Here is an 18,571-nt window from a genome sequence, read left to right as displayed (position 1 = left end):
CCTTCGGCGCTCAAGCCAGTCCCGCACGCACCAGCAGCGCCATCGCATCAGGATCACGGCCCATGAAGTCCTGGAACAGCTTCGCCGGGTCTTCGGAGTTGCCTTTGCTCAGGATGAGATCGCGGAATTCACGACCGACGGCGGGATTGAGCACACCTTCTTTTTGGAAGCGGGTGAACGCATCCGCGTCGAGCACTTCGGCCCATTTGTAGCTGTAATAGCCGGCGGCGTAACCGACCGGGCTGCTGAACAGATGACCAAAACGGCGGGCCATGGTCGGCTGCTCGGTCTTGAGCGGCATGAGGTAGCCGTTGAGAATGGTGCGCGCGAGTTTGTCGAGATCGGCGCCTGCCACGGTGGCGTGGTGCATGTGCAGTTCGAGGTCGAGCTTCGCAAACGCGAGCTGGCGCATGATGTCGCTGGCGCTGCGGTAGTTTTTTGCGGCGAGCATCTTCTTGAAGAGCCGCGCAGGGACCGTTTCACCGGTTTCGTGATGGCGGGCGAAAAGATCGAGGCTCTCACGCTCCCAGCAGAAATTTTCGAGGAGCTGCGAAGGCAGTTCGACGAAATCCCAATAAACGCTGACACCGTTGAGCGCGGGGATTTCAACGTTGCCGCAGAGCTGGTGCAGCAGGTGGCCGAACTCATGAAACACGGTGCAGACCTCGTCATGCGTGAGGAGCGCAGGCTTGCCATCGACCGGCGGGGTCATGTTGCCGCAGATGAGGCCCAGGTGCAGGCGGCGGTCGCGCTCGCCGCTCGGCGGCACGCCCATTTTGATGTAGTTCATCCACGCACCGCCGCGTTTCGAGTCACGCGGATGCCAGTCGGCGTAGAAGGAGCCAATGTGGAGATCCTTCTCATTGCGCACCTCGTAAAATTTCACTTCAGGATGCCAGACTTCGACGGGACCGGCCTGTCCGGCCCGTGTGCTGACGTTTTTAGGCGCATCCTTGCCGGGTTCGACATAAACGACGGGCCGTTCGACGAAGCGCAGATTGAAGACGGTTTCGGCGAGACGGAACATGCCACCGAGCACCTTGTTAAGCGGAAAGTAGGGACGCAGTTCCTCCTCATCGAAGTCGTACTTTGCCTTGCGCTGTTTTTCCGACCAGAAGGCGACTTCCCACGGCTGCAACAAGTCGGCGGACTGATGCGCGTTGTCAGCGCGGTATTCCTGCAGCTCGATGGTTTCGCGCTCAAACGCCTCATGCACGCGTGCATAGAGGTCCTCGATGAAGCGCATGGCGCTCTGGCCCGTTTTCGCCATGCGATGGGCGAGTACATGATCGGCGAAGTTCGCCTTGCCCATGATCTGCGCCTTTTCATGCCGCAGGCGGAGGATGTTCCAGACGAGTTCGGTGTTGTCGTGGTCACCGCCGCGGCCGATGGCGCTGGTGCCTTCCCAGACCTGGCGGCGAATGGCGTCGTCTTCGAGATACTCCATGACTGGAATCATCGAAGGAGCCTTCAAGGTGAAGCGATAGACCGGTTGCTCCGGTGTGCCGAGGCCTTTCGCGACGGCAGCGGCCTGGGCGGCGTCGATGGCGGAGGTCGGCAGGCCTTTGAGGCGAGTCACATCTGCAATGAGCAGCTCCCACTTGTTCGTCGAATCGAGCACGTTCTCGGAATACTTCTGCGTGTACTTCGAGAGTTCGGACTCGATCTCCTCGACGCGCTTTTTCTTTTCCGACGGCAGATCGGCGCCGGCTTGGATGAAACCTTCCATGGCTTCTTCGAGCGCGCGCTTGCGCACTGGTGGGAGCTTTTTGGCCTCCTCTGTCTGATTGTAGGTCACCAGCAGATCCCAGAGATGCTCATTGAGCGGGATCTTGGCGAAGAAGGAACTGACTTCCGCCAGCATCTTGTTGTGCGCCTCGCGCAGGGCAGGGGAGTTGCACAGTGAATCGAGATGCGTGACGAGGCCCCAGGCTTCACTGAGTTCGCGGGTCGTTTCATCAAGGCCCAGCACCACGGTGTCGAAGCTCAGCTTGCTGCGCTCCAACTCGATCAGCGCGTCCAGATTTGCCTGCGCCTTTGCCAAGGCGGCGCGGATGTCGGACTCGATGTGTTCTGGGGTCAGCGTGGACCAGCGGATGTGGAAATCCTGGGTGAGATAGGGGGCTGCCATGGTGGGGTTTTTTGGCGTTCGTGGGGGGCGCGGAGTATGGCGGGATTGCGGAGCGCTGCAATCGACAACCACGGCGCTTTCATTGCTCAATTTGCGGCCAGGTTTGACAACGGTGGCGGGCTTCACAAGATGCGCGGGCTGTGTCCGCCCACGAAAATTTGCGCCAGACCCCTCTGCATGCTGTGCATGTGGCAATGGGTGCGCGCATGGTGCCCTTCGCGGGCTGGGACATGCCGGTGCAGTACACCGGCATCGTGGATGAGCACAAGGCGGTGCGTCAAAGCGTCGGGGTGTTCGATATTTCGCACATGGGGCAGTTCATCGTGAGCGGCAGAGGTGCCGAGGCATTTCTGAACCGCGTTCTGACGAATAACATCACCAAGCTTCAGCCCGGTCAGGGGCAGTACACGTTGCTCCTTAATAACAAGGGCGGCGTGCTCGACGATTTGATCGCCTACCGCACCAGCGAGCGCGAATTTTACCTCGTGGTGAACGCCTCGCGCATTGACGCGGACTGGGCGCACATGGAATCTCAGCTCACGAAAGACGACGACGTGATGATGGCCAATGCGAGTGATTTCACCGCCGGACTGGCCATTCAGGGGCTCAAAGCACGCGCGGTGGCCGCTGCGGTCTTTGGTGATGAAACAGCTTTTCCCGTGCACAACACCATCCGCGTCACCATGACCGACAGCGGGCCGATGTGGCTCTGTGGTACCGGTTATACCGGCGAGGAAGGCTTTGAGTTCTTCATGCCCGCAGAAACCGCCGAGGGCTGGTTCCGCAAGATTGTGGATGCCGTGAAAGCCGAGGGCGGCGTGCCATGCGGACTCGGTGCGCGCGACACACTGCGTCTCGAAATGGGTTATCCGCTTAATGGCAATGATCTTTCTGAAGACCGCACACCGTTGCAGGCCGGGCTTGGGTTCTTTGTCGATCTCGACAAAGGTGATTTCACCGGACGCGAAGCGCTCGTGGCGCAAAAAACCGCCGGATTACCCGACAAACTCGTCGCCTTCCGCATGACGGGTGCCGCACCACCGCCGCGTCCGCATTATCCCGTGGCACATGCAGGTCATATTGTCGGTGAAGTATGCAGCGGCACGCAGTCGCCCAGTCTTGGCGCAGGCATCGGCATGGTCTATGTGCCGCTGAGTGCTACGGCGATTGGCACTACGATCGAAATCGAAATTCGCGGGCGACGTTTCCCTGCGGAAGTGGTGAAAAAGCCGTTTTATCGCAAACTATCCTGTTAAACTCTAACCGGCCTCCTCATGAGCAACATCCCCGACAACCTCCGTTATCGCGACTCCCACGAATGGATCGATCCTATGCAAGACCCGGCTCCCGTCGGCATCACCGATCATGCGCAGGCGGAACTGACGGATGTTGTCTTTGTAGATCTGCCAAAGCTGGGTGCTCAGGTCAGCGCAGGCCAGCAGGTGTGCGTGATCGAGTCCGTGAAAGCGGCCAGTGACATCTACGCGCCGGTTGCCGGTGAAATCGTGGCGATCAATGAAACGCTCAGCAATGATCCGGGCCTCATCAATCGAGATCCGTTCCTCCAGGGTTGGATTTTCAAAATCAAGTCTTCGAACCCGGTCGAGGCCGACGCCTTGATGAATGCTGAGGCGTATCGCAAGCACATCGCCTGATTCCGGCTTCTCCCGACGAGCCGAAGGCTGGATGCACACATTTTGCCTGCTGTTTCTGGCTGCAAAAGGTGACAGATTCGTTACCAATGCGCGCCTCTCGACACCATGCCACCCGAAGCATCTTCTCCTGTTGCCACCACTCCGCCGGGTTTCCAACTCCGGCACATGGACGCTTACCACCGTCGGCATCGCACCTTTCCCGCCAAAGGCCTGTGGGAATACCTCACCAACCGCCTGCAGGACGCCATTGAGGCCGTCATCGCTCATGGCTCGATTCATGCCGACACACCGGTCTATGAATCCAAGCACTTCCCGTGGGTGACGCAGATCGAGGCGGACTGGACTAAGGTGCGTGCCGAACTCGACGCGGTGATGCAATACCGCGACGCGATGCCCAGCTTCCAGGACATCGTGAAGGAGGTCGGCATGATCCAGGGCGATGACCAGTGGAAGACCTTCTTCCTCAAAGGCGTCGGCATGGACTGCAAAGAAAACGCCCGGCACTGTCCTGAAACCATGAAGGTGTTGGACGCGATCCCCGGCTGCACGACCGGCTTTTTCTCGATCCTGTCACCACACAAGCACATCCCGCAGCATCGTGGTCCGTGGGCAGGTGTGCTGCGTTTGCATCTCGGTTTGCAGGTGCCGGCGCCGCGTCACATGTGCCGCATCCGCATCGCGAACGAAGTGTATGCCTGGCAGGAGGGGGAGGTGGTCATTTTTGACGACACCTACAACCACGAGGTGTGGAACGACACTGATGGTTACCGTGTCGTGCTGTTTGTCGATTTCGCCCGCCCGCTGCGCTGGCCGCTGAACCGGCTCAATGAGTGGGTCATGAACCTGGCGGCGCTGGCACCGTTTCTGCGCGAGGCGAAGGGCAGGCAACAGGCCTCGGAGAAAAAATTCTGGGCACTGTTTGGCAAGTGACACCGGCCTCCTGCTAGGTACCTTGGCCGCCGCCGAATCGCCCAGACCTTCGAATGCCCACGAACTTTTCCCGCCGTCACATTGGTCCTTCCACCGCGGAGGCGGAGAGCATGCTGCACACGCTCGGCTTCAAAACGCTCGATCAATTCATCGACCGAGTGGTGCCGGAAGGCATTCGCGTGCGCCAGACGCTGAACCTGCCACCGCCGCTGAGCGAGGAGCAGGCGCTGCGCCGCATGCGTCAGATCATGAGCCGCAACAAGGTGCTGCGCTCGTTCATCGGCCTCGGCTATCACGACACCTTCACGCCGCCGGTCATTCAGCGCAATGTGCTGGAGAATCCCGGCTGGTACACGGCCTACACGCCCTATCAGGCCGAGATCGCTCAAGGCCGCCTCGAAGCATTGATCAATTTTCAAACGATGATTCGCGATCTCACGGCGCTGGATGTCGCGAACGCTTCGCTGCTGGATGAAGGCACTGCTTGTGCCGAGGCGCTGGGGCTTGCCGTGGCGCAGGTCGCCGTCGCTTCACGTGTGTTTGTGTCCGACAAGTGCCATCCGCATTGCATCGAGGTCGTCCACACGCGGATGGATGCGCTCGGTATCCGAGTGGAAGTTGGTGATGTGATGAAATGGCAGCACGATGGCACCAAGGGCCTCGCCGCCGTGCTGGTGCAGTATCCCGACACGCAGGGCCTCATTCATGATTACGCCGAACTGGCCGCAGAAGTGCATGAGGCGGGCGCTTTGCTCATCGTCAGCGCCGATCTGCTCGCGCTCACCGTGCTGCGTCCGCCCGGCGAGTTCGGCGCAGACATCTGCGTTGGCAACAGCCAGCGCTTTGGCGTACCGCTCGGCTTCGGCGGTCCGCACGCGGCGTTCATGGCGGTGAAGGATGCCTTGAAGCGTCGTCTGCCGGGCAGATTGATCGGTGTCTCCAAAGACGCCACCGGCAAGCCTGCGTATCGTCTTTCCCTGCAAACCCGCGAGCAGCACATCCGCCGTGAGAAGGCCACCAGTAACATCTGCACGGCGCAGGTGCTGCTCGCCGTGATGGCGTCGATGTATGCGGTCTTTCACGGTCCGCACGGACTCAAAGCCATCGCACAGCGTGTGCATGGCGCAGCGGTGTGGCTGGCTGGCGAGCTGCTGCGCGCCGGCCTCGACGTGCTCAGCGATGATTTCTTCGACACCATCAGCGTGCGCGTCAGCAATGCCGATGACGTGGTGAAGCGTGCGCTGCTGTTCGGCATGAACCTGCGCAAGATCGACGCCACCACTGTCGGCGTGGCGCTGGATGAGCGCGTGCGCGAGGAGGAGTTGCTCCATTTGCTCGCCGCGTTTGGGGTTTCGAAGCCACAGCACGCGCCGGTGCTCGATGACAGGCATCCCCTGAACTGCTCGTCGCTGCATCAGCGCACTTCAGTGTTTCTCACGCACCCGGTGTTCAACTCGTATCATTCCGAAACGGAAATGATGCGCTACCTGCACCGCCTGGAGTCGAAGGACATTGCGCTCAACCGCAGCATGATCCCGCTCGGCTCCTGCACGATGAAATTGAATGCCGCTGCGGAAATGATGCCGCTGAGCTGGCCGGAGGTGAATGGCGTGCATCCCTTTGTGCCGCATGATCAATCCGAGGGCTACCGCACCCTGTTTGGCGATCTCGAAGCCTGGCTGGCCGAATGCACCGGCTTTGATGCCGTGTCATTGCAGCCCAATGCCGGCTCACAGGGCGAATACGCGGGCCTGCTGGCCATCAAACGCTTCCACGATGCGAACAATGAAGATCATCGGGATGTTTGTTTGATCCCCACCTCCGCGCACGGCACGAATCCCGCCAGCGCCGTCATGTGCGGTTTCAAAGTGGTGCCCGTCACCTGTGACAGCAACGGCAACGTCGCGCTCGACGACCTCAAAACGAAACTCGACGCGAACAAGGGCAAAGTAGCCGCGCTGATGATCACCTATCCTTCCACGCATGGCGTGTTCGAGGAGTCCATCGTCGAAATTTGCCGCCTCGTGCATGATCACGGCGGTCAGGTTTACATGGACGGCGCCAACATGAATGCGCAGGTCGGTTTGACCTCGCCTGGCCGCATCGGGGCCGACGTTTGCCATCTCAACCTGCACAAAACCTTCTGCATCCCCCACGGCGGCGGTGGTCCGGGCATCGGTCCCATCGCCGTGGCCGCGCATCTGCGCCCGCATCTGCCCGGGCATCACACCTGGCGGGCGGATCGTCGCGAAGGCGTCGTCTGCTCCGCGCCATGGGGCAGCGCCAGCATCTGCACCATCTCGTGGATGTACATCGCCATGATGGGGCCGCGTCTGGTCGATGCGACGAAGATAGCCATCCTGAATGCGAACTACGTCGCCAAGCAGCTCGAAACGAACTTCCCCACGCTCTACAAGGGCGCGAATGGCCTCGTCGCGCACGAGTGCATTCTCGACTTCAGCAACTTCCACCGCGTCACCGTCGAAGACGTGGCCAAGCGCCTCATGGACTTCGGTTATCATGCGCCCACGATGAGCTGGCCCGTCGGCGGCACTTTGATGATCGAGCCGACCGAAAGTGAGAGCAAAGCCGAGCTGGACCGTTTCATCGAGGCCATGCAGTGTATCCACGCCGAAATGATCGGCGTTGAAAGCAGCCAGTATCATCCCACCGACAACGCCCTCAAGCAGGCCCCGCACACCGCCGCTTTTCTGCTGCAAGGTGACTGGCCGCATGCCTACACCCGCGAAGCTGCCGCCTTCCCGCTGCCCTGGGTGCAGGACAACAAATACTGGCCGCCCGTCTCCCGCATCGACAACGTCTATGGCGACCGCCATCTCATCTGCACCTGCGTGAGTGTCGAAGAAGCGGCTGCGGGATAAATCAAACCTCCAGCTTGGCAAGCACGCTCTCCGGCACCTTCGCACGAAGCTGCGGATGCGAATCCAGCAACCGTGCAATGTCAGCAAGATCCTTCTGGCGCTTGCTGGCACGGCGTTCAGGCGTGCCATAAGCCTTGATCTTTCCGGCCAGCGTGTCCTCCAGCGCCGCCACGCGCATCAGGATGCCATGCACATCCGCAGGCACCGAACGTACGGTGAACTCTCGATAAAAATCTTCCGTGCTGATCTGCACGCTCACCTTCGAGGTGCCGGTGAGATTGATCGACCAGTCAAAGCGCTTCGATTTGAAGCCGGCCTCGGTCAACGCCTGCACCGCTTCCTCCACACGGTCCGTGGCGATGACGATATCGACATCAGCCGTCGCCATCGGTTCCTCTGCCCAATGATTGACGGCAAGGCCACCAATCATGCACCAGGGTATTTCCAGGCGTTCCAACGCATCGACGAGACGCATCACGTCTCCCGCTCCTCCAGCGGTCTGCCAGTCGTAGTAGTTGCGCATTGTCATGCGGTGAAGTGTAGCCGGAGCTTTTGCCGAAACAACCGTGCAGGAGAAACGTTTCACCGCGCATGAAATGGCTCCTGCCCCTCGTCGTTGCTTTCTCATTGGTTTCCAGCATTCAGGCCGCCGATGAGCCGCGTCCGAACATCCTGTTCATCATCTTAGACGACTGGGGCTGGCAGCATGCGGGCGCGTATGGCTGTGACTGGGTCAAAACGCCGAACTTCGACCGCTTGGCGAAGGAAGGCGTGTTGTTCAAGAATGCCTTCACCTCGAATCCGAAGTGCAGCCCGTGCCGCGCGACGATTCTGACCGGGCGCAACTCCTGGCAACTTGAGGAAGCCGTCTGCCACGGCGGCATCTTCCCGCCGAAGTTCGCCGTGTATCCTGATCTGATTGAGAAAGGCGGCTACGACATCGGTTTGACCGGCAAGGGCTGGGGGCCGGGCGACTTCAAACTCAATGGCCGCACTCGCAATCCTGCGGGCCCGAGTTTTGATGAGGTGAAAGCAGCGCCACCCGCCTCTGGCATCGGCAAGAACGACTACACGGCCAATTTCGCGAAATTTCTGGTGCAGCGCGATGCAAAGAAGCCGTTCTGCTTCTGGATGGGCTTTCAGGAGCCGCATCGCGCCTATGAACTCGATTCCGGTGTGCGCATGGGCAAAAAACTCAGCGATGTGAAGGTGCCCGGTTATCTGCCCGACAATGACACCGTGCGCGGCGATCTCGCCGACTACGCCATCGAAGTCGAGTATGCCGACGCCTACATCGGTCGGGCGATGGACATGCTGGGGCAACAGGGCTTGCTCGAAGACACGCTCATCATCGTGACTTCCGATCACGGCATGCCATTTCCGCGCGTGAAAGGCCAGATTTACGAAGACGGCTATCATCTGCCGCTGGCGATGCGCTGGGGCAAAGGCATCAAGCCGGGCCGCGTCGTCGAAGATTTCATCAACGTGCGCGATCTCGCACCGACTTATCTCGAACTCGCCGGATTGCCCGTTCACGAGCAGATGAGCGGCAAAAGCCTCGTGAACATCCTGCGCAGCGACAAGAGCGGCTTCGTCGAGGACCGCAAAGTCATGCTCGCTGGCAAGGAGCGTCACGACATCGGTCGTCCGAACGACTGGGGCTATCCCGTGCGCGCCATCCGCACACCCGAGTTTTTCTACAGCCACAACTACCACCCCGAGCGCTGGCCCGCGTGCAATCCCGAGACGGGGTTCGGCAACTGCGACGATGGTCCCACGAAATCATGGATCGTCGATCACAAAGGCCCGTTCTTCGATCTCGCCTTCGCCTACCGTGCCGAGGAGGAGCTGTTCGACATCGTCAAAGACCCCGAGTGCCTCAAAAACCTCGCTGCTGATCCCAACTTCGCTGCGAAGAAGCAGGAACTGCGTTCGAAGATGGAGGCGATCTTGAAGGACGAAAAAGATCCGCGTGCGCTCGGCAACGAGGCGATCTTCGACACCTACAAGTACCTCGGCGGCCGCAGCAAGAAAGGCTACGCGGAGTGGGAAGCCGCACAGAAAGGCCAGCCGCTGCCCGAAGAGCCAAAGAAGAAGGGCAAGAAGGCCGCTGATGAGTGAGGCGGTGGACGTAGCGACGCAAGATGGCGGTAATTTCGTTGTGGCCCCTCACCCAGCCTCTCCCCGAAGTGAATCGTGAAGTCATGCTGCCCAGGGCGGGGAGAGGGGCGTGCGTTTTGGCTTCGAATTTACTTTCACGCGGTTCAAAGCGCTCTCCCTCTCCCCGCCCCAGATCCCAACGCGCCAACAGCATCTTCGGGGAACCGGAGCGCAGCGGAGATAGACTGCCGCAGGCAGCCCGCAGGGTGAGCGCAGCGAATCAAAGGGCTGGGGTGAGGGGCCGCTCAAGGTTGGCATTGTCTGAATTCTTGCGGTGCCGTCATGTTTCTTGATCTCGACAATTTCGCCTTTGCGGCGATAACAGGCGCATGCGTGCGATTTCACTCCTTCTGCTGCTCGTTTCCGTCAGTCTAAACCTGTCTGCTGCTGACAAAGTGGCGACACCCGAGGCGCTGGTGGCTGAACTCTATAAAGCGCATGACGCAGAGAAGTCGCCCTTCTTCCAGGACAAGGATCGGGCGCTGGTGGACCGCTACTTCACCAAAGAACTGGCCGATCTGATGTGGAAAGACATCAAAGCCTCGAAGGGTGAGGTCGGCGCGATTGATTTCGACCCGCTTTACAACGCCCAGGACACCGAGATCAAAAACTTCGTCATCAACCCAGCCAAGGTCGATGGCGGCAAGGCCACGGTGGTGATGAATTTCACGAATTTCGATAAGAAGACGCGCATCACCTTCAAACTCGCCCAGCAGGGCGATGCCTGGAAGATCAGTGACATTCAATACCCCGAAGGCCACGCTCTCCTGAAGCTTTACAAAGACGCTGCCGCGAATTGAGGTCGCTTACTTCTTCGCCGCTTCACCCTCTTTGGGCGCTTCCGGCGGACGGCGGAACTTGCTGCCGCTCTCCGTCGATGTGCCGCCGCTGGTGCCGGGAATGCCGCCGGATTTGCCTTTGCGCTCCTGCATGGCCTTCATCGCAGCCTCACGTTCTTCGGGATCAAGGACGCCGTTCTTGTTGGCATCAAATTTTTGCAGCAGGACCGCCTGCATCTTGCCACCCTTGGCCGCATCGGTGCCAGTCGCTCCGGGCGATCCGCCTTTCGGACTGCCGCCCTTGCGCTCCTGATAGGCCTTCATGGCAGCAGCACGTTCGTCGGGGTCGAGGGTGCCGTTCTTGTTGGCATCGAACTTCTGCAGCATCATTTCCCTGATCTTCTCGCCTCCGGCTCCTTTTTTCGGCGCGTCTTCGGCGTGAATCGTGGCAAAGCCGGTGGTGAGAGTGAGGAGAAGGGTAGTGACGAGTTTCATGGGTTGCTGTGGGTTCGATGCGTTCAACACGCCTGCCCGCGTCCAAGTTGCGGAGATTTTCATCGCAAAGGCACCGCTTGCCCTTTCGCCTGATGCCCTTACTCTCGCGGCGGGTCGGCCGGAGTGATCGCTGGGGTTTCGTCGCAAGACGGGATGCCAGAGGAAAGTCCGGACACCATAGGGCAGCATGCCACGTGAAAGCGTGGGGGCTGCGGTGCAAGCCGCGGTCACAGACAGTGTCACAGAAAACAAACCGCCCTCCGTAGCTCGCAAGAGCGAAGGACGGGTAAGGGTGAAACGGCGGGGTAAGAGCCCACCGCCCCAACCGCGAGGAAGGGGGCACGACAAACCTCATGCGGTGCAAGACAGAACAGGAGAAAGGCCCGCCTGGCCGCAAGTCCCGCAAGGGATGGATAACTCCGGGTAATAGTCGCACCACTGCGCAAGCAGGGGCGGGCCGGTCGCTCGGCCTGACAGATAAATGATCACAGCCAGGCGTCGCAAGGCGTCGGGGACACAGAATCCGGCTTATGAGGGCCGATCCACATGAAGGCGTCGGGGGAAACCCCGGCGCCTTCGCCTTGGGTAGCTTCGATTGGCAATCGAAGTCTCCGGGACGTTCGAATTCGAGTGCCACTCGAATCTACGACCAGCCGGCCGCCTGCCGCGAAGACTCACGGGTCCAGCTTGTAGCAGGATGGCAGCTTTCGCTTCACCGCTGCCGCCTGCATGAACTCATCCTTCTTCACCTGGGCGAAGATCAGAAAGAACAAGCCGAAAGGAAGATGAAGGCTGAGGGCAAAGTGTCCGAAGATCAGCAAACAGATATTGAGGCCAATGACAAAAAGGCCGTAGAAGCAGAGAAATTGGAACATCCATCTTGAACGGTAGCCACAGACAGTGATCGCGATGATCATGAGAACAAGACCGATAAACGACAAAGCAATGCCTGTTGCGGTGTAAACGAGCACATCCCCGATTGCAGCGCTCAACTTGGCCGGATCACCAGCACCACTAGCCTCGAGTGTTTTAAAGGCTTTCATCATGCCCGTCACCGTGCCAGCGAGGCCGATGATTTGAGCGAGTTGCAGCCACGCGCCGAGTTTGGCGATGAAGGCTCCGTTGTTCGAGGGTCTCTCATTCATGATTCAGTCCACATACACGAACTCATGCGAGCTCAGCAAGGCCAGACAGCAGTCCGCTAGCGCATCTCGGAGGCTCGGGACCAGCGCGGGTTGCTTTTCTAGAAACTTCCTCCCCGCTTTAATCTCCTGCTTCTTTGCGGCGGGCGCAGCTCATCGGGAGATAACGGATCTCCCCAAAGCGTTGCATGAAACAGGGGCTATTTTGCTCATTTTGTGAGGCGCACACGTCCCGGATATTCATCCCGCGCCATGCGTATGAGGTCACGCTTTCTCAAACACCGGCTTCCCGCCCTTCATCACCGCCGTGATGTGGTCGCCGTCTTTGAAGCCGCCTTCGAGAACCGCCAAGCTCAGCGGATCGAGGAGATGCTTCTGGATGGCACGCTTGAGGGGTCTCGCGCCGAAGACGGGATCGAAGCCGGCGTCGGCGAGGTAGCGGGTGGTGTCGTCGGTGACGCGCTGGAGCTGGATCTTGACGATCTGGTCGAGTTTTCGCCAAATTGGGTCGTTGCGGAACAACGCCATTGGCGTATCTGTCCGCGTCCCGGATGAACCTCACTTTTATCGAGTCTCCCATCTACTCCGATCAGATCGATGACCTTCTCACCACGGATGAGCACAACCTGCTTCAGTTGGCGCTGCTTGAGCGGCCTGAGGCGGGCGATCTTATTCGAGGCTCGGGCGGGCTTCGGAAGTTGCGTTGGTCGGTGGCGGGATCGGGCAAGAGAGGGGGCATCCGGGTGATCTACTATCTCCACCACCGGGACAAGGCCTACCTGCTCTTTGCCTACCGAAAGAATCAGCAGGAGGATTTGAATCCAAGTCAGTTGAAGCTGTTGAAACAACTTATCGAGCACTACACCCATGAAAGATAAAGACTTCCAGAAACTCGTCGAAAGTGTCCATCAAATGGGCGCGATCATGCACGGAGACAAGGTGCCGCACCGTCGCACCACACGCCAGCGGACGGATGTCCGCAGCCTTCGGGAGCGCGTCCACCTCACCCAGTCCGCTTTCGCTCGGATGATCGGTGTCAGCGTGCGCACCTTACAAAACTGGGAACAGGGACGCCGTGAACCCGATGGCCCAGCCAAGGCGCTGCTCACCGTCGTCGAACGCCAGCCAAAGGCGGTACTGGCGGCGCTTCATGCTGCGTGAACCATGTCAGACCACCGAATTCATTTAAACGCAGAGTTGTTATGCCTTGGGCTCTCCATTCCTCAAAACCACAGTTTCATAGGCTTCCTGAAGAAGTTCAGGAGCGAATTGTCTCAGCTTTTGAAAAGGGAGTTATTCCCGATACGGTCGGATTGGAATTGGATCACGAAACGCTCGCACACTGGCACTCAAATCAAGCGATCCTTAAATTTTGGGTGAGACACAAGCACCTTCGATAATCGAAACCCTAGAACTTCACTCGCAAAGCATTCATTATGCCTGAGTCGCTCGATGATGTGTTAAGAGATGGCGGAGTGCTGCGGGCTCGGAGGCTCGCGCTCCGTTATTTCTTCTCAAACACCGGCTTACCGCCCTTCATCACGGCGGTGATGTGATCGCCGTCTTTGAAGCCGCCTTCGAGGACGGCGAGGGACAGCGGATCGAGGAGATGCTTTTGGATGGCGCGTTTGAGGGGTCTCGCGCCGAAGACGGGATCGAAGCCGGCGTCGGCGAGGTAGCGGGTGGTGTCGTCGGTGACGGTGAGGTGGATGTTTTGCTTCGCGAGGCGGTCGATGACGCGCTGGAGCTGGATCTTGACGATCTGGTCGAGCTGCGCGGCGTCGAGGCGGTCGAAGATGACGATCTCGTCGATGCGGTTGAGGAACTCGGGGCGGAAGAATTGTTTGAGGCTGTCGCGCACGAGGGCGTTGCGCTGCTCGGCATTCGATACGTCCTGGATGACGTTGCTGCCGATGTTGCTGGTCATGATGAGGACCGTGTTCTTGAAATCGACCGTGCGGCCCTGGCCGTCGGTGATGCGGCCGTCATCGAGCACCTGGAGCAGTGTATTGAAGACATCCGGGTGCGCTTTTTCGACTTCGTCGAACAAGACGACGCTGTAAGGGCGACGACGCACGGCCTCGCTGAGCTGGCCGCCTTCTTCATAACCGACGTAGCCGGGAGGCGCTCCGATGAGGCGGCTGACGCTGTGCTTCTCCATGTATTCGCTCATGTCGATGCGGGTCATGGCGCTGTCGTCGTCGAAGAGGAACTCGGCGAGCGCTTTGCATAGCTCCGTCTTGCCGACGCCAGTGGGGCCGAGGAAAAGGAAGCTCCCAATCGGGCGATTTTCATCCTGAATGCCCGCACGCGCACGGCGCACGGCATTGCTGACGGCGGTGATGGCGTCCTTTTGGCCGATGACGCGTTTGCCGAGGCGTTCCTCCATCTTCACGAGCTTCGAACGTTCGCCTTCTTGCAGGCGTGAAACGGGAATGCCGGTCCAGTTCGCCACGACGCGGGCGATGTCTTCTTCGGTGACTTCTTCGCGCAGCAAGGTGTGCGCGGCGCGAGGTTCTTTGTTTTCCGTGGACGTGGCGGCGAGTTTCTTTTCGAGATCAGGGATGAGGCCATATTGAATCTCACCGGCACGACCAAAGTCGCCACGACGCTGCGCCTGCTCCTGCTCAGTGCGGAGGCGTTCGAGTTCCTCCTTCATCTTGCGACCGACCTGCACGGATTCCTTTTCCTTCATCCACTGCGCTTTCAGTGCCGAGGAGCTTTCTTTGAGGTCAGCAATCTCTTTATCGAGCTTTTCAATGCGGGCTTTGGAAGCCGCGTCCTTCTCTTTCTTCAAAGCCTGACGCTCCATCTCGCCCATCATGACCTGGCGCTCGATCACGTCGATTTCAGTCGGCATGGAGTCGAGCTCGATCTTGATGCGGCTGGCGGCTTCATCGACGAGGTCGATGGCTTTGTCCGGCAAGAAGCGGTCGGTGATGTAGCGATTGCTCAGCGTGGCGGCGGCAATGATGGCGTTGTCTTGAATGCGCACGCCGTGATGGACTTCGTAACGTTCTTTGAGGCCGCGCAGGATGGCGATGGTGTCCTCCACGCTCGGTTCGCCGACTTTCACCGGTTGGAAGCGACGCTCCAGGGCGGGGTCCTTCTCGATGTGCTTGCGATACTCATCCAGCGTGGTCGCGCCGATGCAGCGCAGTTCGCCACGAGCGAGCTGCGGCTTCAACAGATTGCCCGCATCCATCGCGCCCTCGCCTTTGCCCGCGCCGACGATGGTGTGGAGTTCGTCGATGAAGAGAATGATTTCGCCATCGCTGCTGGTGACTTCTTTGAGGAAGGCCTTGAGCCGCTCCTCGAATTCACCACGAAACTTCGCCCCAGCCATCATGCCGCCGAGGTCCATGCTGATGAGCTTCTTTCCTTTGAGCGAATCCGGCACGTCACCAGCGACGATGCGTCGCGCGAGACCTTCCGCGATGGCCGTCTTGCCCACACCTGGCTCGCCGATGAGCACGGGATTGTTCTTCGTGCGGCGGCTGAGCACCTGCATGACGCGGCGGATTTCCTCATCGCGACCGATGACTGGGTCGATCTTGCCCAACTTCGCGCGGGCGGTGAGATCGGTGCCGTATTTCTCCAGCGTCTGATATTTGCCTTCCGGATCTTGATCGACGACGCGCTGGCTGCCACGCACGGCGGTGAGGCCTTTGGAAACGGTGTCGTAGGTCAGTCCGGCTTGCTTCAGCACCTCGGAAAGCTCCGTCTTCGTCTTGAACAGCGCCAGCAGGATGTGCTCGACGCTGAGGAAGTCGTCCTTGAGCTTCTTCTGCTCGTCCTCGGCCTTCGTCATGAGTTCGCGCATCTCATTCGAGAGGTGCAGACCACTGGTGCCGCCGCTGACCTTCGGCTGACGCTCAAGGTGATTTGAAATTTGAGATTTCAAATTTGAAATGGCGCCAGGGGCGCTGGCCGCCTTTTCAAACAGTGGCGTGGCGATGCCCCCTTCCTGCTCAAGCAGGGCGAGGAGAAGATGCGCGGGCTTCAATTCCTGATGCCCATGCCGCGTGGCGATGGACTGCGAGGCGTTGAAGGCTTCCTGGAGTTTGACGGTGAATTTTTCGGGGGACATGATTGGGGAGGTTGGCTGGTTGGTTGTCCGTTGTCTCGCTCAAAGCATGCCACAGTCCTGCCATGGGCCGCTACGCTTGATTTGTCCAGGCTGGGGCGTGATTTGAAGGCAGCCTCTGCGGCAGGCGCGAAGGGGCGTGATGGCGCAGATGTGTTGGCAGCACTGGGAAGTTGCGTCACTACCGCCGGGGCGTCTCCGTGCTGGCGCCGCCGCCGATCGTTTCGCCCTCGTTCAGATGCAGGTCGTAGCCTGCCATCTCCACCTCGCCATGGCGCACTTTCTTCTTCGCCATCGCCACAGAGATCCATTGGAACTCGGCGCTGTTGTCGAGCAAGACCTTGAGCACCATCGTCAGCGGCACGGCCAGGAACATGCCCAGCGGCCCCCACAGCCAGCCCCAGAAGATGACGGAGAGAATGACGACCAGTGGCGAGATGCCGAAGCGATTGCCGAGCATGGTGGGCTGCACGAAGTTATCGAGGCAGAAATTGATGCCGCCATAGCCGATGGCGACGAAGATCGCGGTTCCGGGTCCGTGCTGCACTAGCGCCTCCACAATGGCGGGCACGGACGCCGCCGTGCTGCCGATGGCAGGGATGAAATTGAAGAGAAAGGCCACCAGCGCCCACAGCAGCGGGTAGTGCAGATCGAAAAACCAGCACCAGAAGCCGGCCAGCAGTCCGGTGAGGGCACTGATGAGGGTTTTGACGCCGAGATACTTCTGGATGTCATCCGCGCTGCGCAGCAGGCCGCTGAAATCCGGTCCGCCGGAGAGATTCACGGCATGGAGGCGGCTCTGCGTGCCATGCGCCTCCATGAGGATGAACATCATCAGAATCAGCACCATCACGAGGCTGGCAAACAACGTGGCCAGTGTGCCGAAGGTGCTGCCCACCAGGCCGCCGAGGTTGCTCATCACGTCCTGCTGCGTGGCATAACCAACCAGCGTGTTCCAGTCGAACATGCCGCCCAACATCTCCTTAGCACCTTCGACTCCCTTCAGCTCCAGCCAGGCGCCGACATCGTTCGAGTACTTTTCCAGACCGCGCAGGTAGCGTGGCAGATCGGCCCAGAAACTGATCAGCAAACGCACGCCCACGGTGATCAATCCCGCCAGCACGCCCAAATTCATCAGCATCGTGATGCCCAGCGCCAGACCGGCGGGCACGCGGTGCCGCCGCATCCAGCGTACCAGCGGATAACTCAGCACCGCGAGAAAAAACGCATACACCACCGGCACCAGCACTCCGGCGGCGACCTTCATGCCCGTGAGAATGATGAACAGACATGCCAGCGTCATGACCGCCTGCGAGCCTTTGCGACCCCAGTCCACCGTGTGATCATGCTCTTGAAACATCGACATGGTCTGCAATGCCGCAAAATACCCGCTGGCTCAAGATTTTTTCATGCGGTATAAGCCGAGCCATGATTCCAACGCTGCAACGTCTTCTCCGTGCCGGAAACGCCTCCATGTATGGTGATTCGCGTGGCCGCCGCGGATGCGCCCTCAATCCGCGCGTAATCATCGCGCTGCTCATCATTGGCGGCACGCTCGTGTATCACTGGCTGGGCACGACGACTTATCAGAACGAGTTCACCGGACGCGAGCAGACGCTCGCACTGGCGACGCCGCAGGAGGAGATCGCGCTCGGTTTGCAATCCGCACCGCAGATGATTCACGAGATGGGCGGTCTTTCCACCGATGCGAACGGACGTGCGCTGGTTGAGACAGTTGGCAGACGTTTGATCGCCTCCACGGCGGCGCAGCAGACCCCGTATCAGTTCAAATTTCACCTGTTGGCCGATGCGCAGACCGTGAACGCCTTCGCGCTGCCCGGCGGGCAGATTTTCATCACCGAGGCACTGTTTCGTCGTTTGAAATCGGAGGATCAGCTCGCCGGTGTGCTCGGTCATGAGATGGGGCACGTCGTGGGCCGCCATTCCAACGAGCAGATGGCCAATTCACGCCTGTGGAGCGGTCTGGCGCAGGGCTTCGGCGTGTTGCTGTCCGACGGGCACAACAACACCGGTGCCCAGGTCGCCAACATGGTCGCGCAATGGCGGGTGATGACCTTCAGCCGCGAAGACGAACTCGAATCCGACGCGCTCGGCGTGCGTTTCATGCTCCAGGCCGGCTACAACCCCGAAGCGCTCATCGGTGTCATGGAAATCCTCGCCGAGGCCAGCGGTGGCAGCCGCGGTTCCGATTTCATGAGTTCGCATCCCGCCCCCGAAAACCGCATCGAGAAGATCCGCGAGGCCATCGCTCGCGAAAGAAAGTAGTCCCGAGCTTCAGCTCGTTCTGGC

The 18,571-nt window shown here is 59.7% G+C and carries 16 protein-coding genes and 1 other RNA gene; 10 read left to right on the top strand and 7 right to left on the bottom strand.

The genetic code is table 11. The annotated features are described in order from the left end of the window. Positions 1–10: 10 nt before the first annotated feature. Positions 11–2,131 carry a M3 family metallopeptidase gene (locus ACKVY0_RS14400; RefSeq protein WP_409215527.1) on the bottom strand — a complete coding sequence of 707 codons (2,121 nt, stop codon included), beginning with the start codon at positions 2,129–2,131 and terminating at the stop codon, positions 11–13. 158 nt (positions 2,132–2,289) lie between these two features. Here ACKVY0_RS14400 and gcvT point away from each other — a divergent pair, with 158 nt between their 5' ends. The 4 genes from gcvT (at position 2,290) to gcvP (ending at position 7,598) form a co-directional block, all read left to right on the top strand. Next, positions 2,290–3,387: a glycine cleavage system aminomethyltransferase GcvT gene (gene gcvT / locus ACKVY0_RS14395; RefSeq protein WP_409215526.1), complete on the top strand. Its 1,098-nt coding sequence runs from the start codon at positions 2,290–2,292 to the stop codon at positions 3,385–3,387. Positions 3,388–3,405: 18 nt separating this feature from the next. Continuing rightward, entirely contained in the window at positions 3,406–3,786 is a 381-nt protein-coding gene (gene gcvH, locus ACKVY0_RS14390; RefSeq protein WP_409215525.1) for a glycine cleavage system protein GcvH, read from the top strand. Between the two features lie 165 nt (positions 3,787–3,951). Next, a complete protein-coding gene (locus ACKVY0_RS14385; RefSeq protein WP_409215524.1) occupies positions 3,952–4,716 on the top strand; it encodes an aspartyl/asparaginyl beta-hydroxylase domain-containing protein in 765 nt (254 codons plus the stop codon). A 53-nt stretch (positions 4,717–4,769) separates the two neighbouring features. Then, complete coding sequence (gcvP, locus tag ACKVY0_RS14380) at positions 4,770–7,598, top strand: aminomethyl-transferring glycine dehydrogenase (protein WP_409215523.1); 2,829 nt, start codon at positions 4,770–4,772, stop codon at positions 7,596–7,598. A gap of 1 nt (position 7,599) precedes the next feature. Here the strand turns inward: gcvP and ACKVY0_RS14375 are convergent, their stop codons facing one another. Further along, entirely contained in the window at positions 7,600–8,127 is a 528-nt protein-coding gene (locus tag ACKVY0_RS14375) for a nucleotidyl transferase AbiEii/AbiGii toxin family protein (protein WP_409215522.1), read from the bottom strand. Between the two features lie 62 nt (positions 8,128–8,189). On the opposite strand from ACKVY0_RS14375, the gene ACKVY0_RS14370 reads away from it, so the two are divergent. Beyond that, positions 8,190–9,719, top strand: coding sequence for a sulfatase (locus tag ACKVY0_RS14370; RefSeq protein WP_409215521.1), 1,530 nt, complete (start codon positions 8,190–8,192; stop codon positions 9,717–9,719). A gap of 368 nt (positions 9,720–10,087) precedes the next feature. Continuing rightward, positions 10,088–10,558 (top strand): DUF3828 domain-containing protein, encoded by a 471-nt coding sequence (locus tag ACKVY0_RS14365; protein WP_409215520.1) that lies wholly within the window; start codon positions 10,088–10,090, stop codon positions 10,556–10,558. Between the two features lie 6 nt (positions 10,559–10,564). Here the strand turns inward: ACKVY0_RS14365 and ACKVY0_RS14360 are convergent, their stop codons facing one another. After that, positions 10,565–11,032 (bottom strand): hypothetical protein, encoded by a 468-nt coding sequence (locus ACKVY0_RS14360; RefSeq protein ID WP_409215519.1) that lies wholly within the window; start codon positions 11,030–11,032, stop codon positions 10,565–10,567. A 111-nt stretch (positions 11,033–11,143) separates the two neighbouring features. Here ACKVY0_RS14360 and rnpB point away from each other — a divergent pair. Continuing rightward, positions 11,144–11,580, top strand: an RNA gene (rnpB, locus tag ACKVY0_RS14355) — RNase P RNA component class A. A 126-nt stretch (positions 11,581–11,706) separates the two neighbouring features. On the opposite strand, the gene ACKVY0_RS14350 is transcribed toward rnpB, so the two are convergent. After that, complete coding sequence (locus ACKVY0_RS14350) at positions 11,707–12,177, bottom strand: MotA/TolQ/ExbB proton channel family protein (protein WP_409215518.1); 471 nt, start codon at positions 12,175–12,177, stop codon at positions 11,707–11,709. 261 nt (positions 12,178–12,438) lie between these two features. Then, on the bottom strand, positions 12,439–12,702 hold the full coding sequence (locus ACKVY0_RS14345; RefSeq protein WP_409215517.1) for a hypothetical protein: 264 nt from the start codon (positions 12,700–12,702) through the stop codon (positions 12,439–12,441). Positions 12,703–12,725: 23 nt separating this feature from the next. Here ACKVY0_RS14345 and ACKVY0_RS14340 point away from each other — a divergent pair, with 23 nt between their 5' ends. Continuing rightward, positions 12,726–13,052: a type II toxin-antitoxin system RelE/ParE family toxin gene (locus tag ACKVY0_RS14340; RefSeq protein ID WP_409215516.1), complete on the top strand. Its 327-nt coding sequence runs from the start codon at positions 12,726–12,728 to the stop codon at positions 13,050–13,052. Next, a complete protein-coding gene (locus ACKVY0_RS14335; RefSeq protein WP_409215515.1) occupies positions 13,042–13,335 on the top strand; it encodes a helix-turn-helix domain-containing protein in 294 nt (97 codons plus the stop codon). Before ACKVY0_RS14340 ends, ACKVY0_RS14335 begins: the two co-directional genes overlap by 11 nt. 343 nt (positions 13,336–13,678) lie before the next feature. Here the strand turns inward: ACKVY0_RS14335 and clpB are convergent, their stop codons facing one another. Together clpB and ACKVY0_RS14325 are read right to left on the bottom strand one after the other, a co-directional pair. Then, on the bottom strand, positions 13,679–16,264 hold the full coding sequence (gene clpB, locus ACKVY0_RS14330) for an ATP-dependent chaperone ClpB (RefSeq protein WP_409215514.1): 2,586 nt from the start codon (positions 16,262–16,264) through the stop codon (positions 13,679–13,681). Positions 16,265–16,442: 178 nt separating this feature from the next. Then, entirely contained in the window at positions 16,443–17,627 is a 1,185-nt protein-coding gene (locus tag ACKVY0_RS14325; RefSeq protein WP_409215513.1) for an AI-2E family transporter, read from the bottom strand. Positions 17,628–17,689: 62 nt separating this feature from the next. On the opposite strand from ACKVY0_RS14325, the gene ACKVY0_RS14320 reads away from it, so the two are divergent. Beyond that, positions 17,690–18,547 (top strand): M48 family metallopeptidase, encoded by an 858-nt coding sequence (locus tag ACKVY0_RS14320; protein ID WP_409215512.1) that lies wholly within the window; start codon positions 17,690–17,692, stop codon positions 18,545–18,547. The last annotated feature ends 24 nt before the right edge of the window (positions 18,548–18,571 follow it).

Origin of the sequence: Prosthecobacter sp. (genome assembly GCF_046154365.1) — a bacterium.
Taxonomy (GTDB): domain Bacteria; phylum Verrucomicrobiota; class Verrucomicrobiia; order Verrucomicrobiales; family Verrucomicrobiaceae; genus Prosthecobacter.
Note: the sequence above shows the minus strand (reverse complement) of the source record. Positions and strands in the feature narration are given on the sequence as shown.

Excerpts from the sequence above, each read along its gene's own strand:
- ACKVY0_RS14400 (WP_409215527.1), bottom strand. The coding sequence starts at position 2,131 with ATGGCAGCCCCCTATCTCACCCAGGATTTCCACATCCGCTGGTCCACG.
- gcvH (WP_409215525.1), top strand. The coding sequence starts at position 3,406 with ATGAGCAACATCCCCGACAACCTCCGTTATCGCGACTCCCACGAATGG.
- ACKVY0_RS14385 (WP_409215524.1), top strand. The coding sequence starts at position 3,952 with ATGGACGCTTACCACCGTCGGCATCGCACCTTTCCCGCCAAAGGCCTG.
- gcvP (WP_409215523.1), top strand. The coding sequence starts at position 4,770 with ATGCCCACGAACTTTTCCCGCCGTCACATTGGTCCTTCCACCGCGGAG.
- ACKVY0_RS14375 (WP_409215522.1), bottom strand. The coding sequence starts at position 8,127 with ATGACAATGCGCAACTACTACGACTGGCAGACCGCTGGAGGAGCGGGA.
- ACKVY0_RS14370 (WP_409215521.1), top strand. The coding sequence starts at position 8,190 with ATGAAATGGCTCCTGCCCCTCGTCGTTGCTTTCTCATTGGTTTCCAGC.
- ACKVY0_RS14365 (WP_409215520.1), top strand. The coding sequence starts at position 10,088 with ATGCGTGCGATTTCACTCCTTCTGCTGCTCGTTTCCGTCAGTCTAAAC.
- ACKVY0_RS14360 (WP_409215519.1), bottom strand. The coding sequence starts at position 11,032 with ATGAAACTCGTCACTACCCTTCTCCTCACTCTCACCACCGGCTTTGCC.
- ACKVY0_RS14350 (WP_409215518.1), bottom strand. The coding sequence starts at position 12,177 with ATGAATGAGAGACCCTCGAACAACGGAGCCTTCATCGCCAAACTCGGC.
- ACKVY0_RS14345 (WP_409215517.1), bottom strand. The coding sequence starts at position 12,702 with ATGGCGTTGTTCCGCAACGACCCAATTTGGCGAAAACTCGACCAGATC.
- ACKVY0_RS14340 (WP_409215516.1), top strand. The coding sequence starts at position 12,726 with ATGAACCTCACTTTTATCGAGTCTCCCATCTACTCCGATCAGATCGAT.
- ACKVY0_RS14335 (WP_409215515.1), top strand. The coding sequence starts at position 13,042 with ATGAAAGATAAAGACTTCCAGAAACTCGTCGAAAGTGTCCATCAAATG.
- clpB (WP_409215514.1), bottom strand. The coding sequence starts at position 16,264 with ATGTCCCCCGAAAAATTCACCGTCAAACTCCAGGAAGCCTTCAACGCC.
- ACKVY0_RS14325 (WP_409215513.1), bottom strand. The coding sequence starts at position 17,627 with ATGTCGATGTTTCAAGAGCATGATCACACGGTGGACTGGGGTCGCAAA.
- ACKVY0_RS14320 (WP_409215512.1), top strand. The coding sequence starts at position 17,690 with ATGATTCCAACGCTGCAACGTCTTCTCCGTGCCGGAAACGCCTCCATG.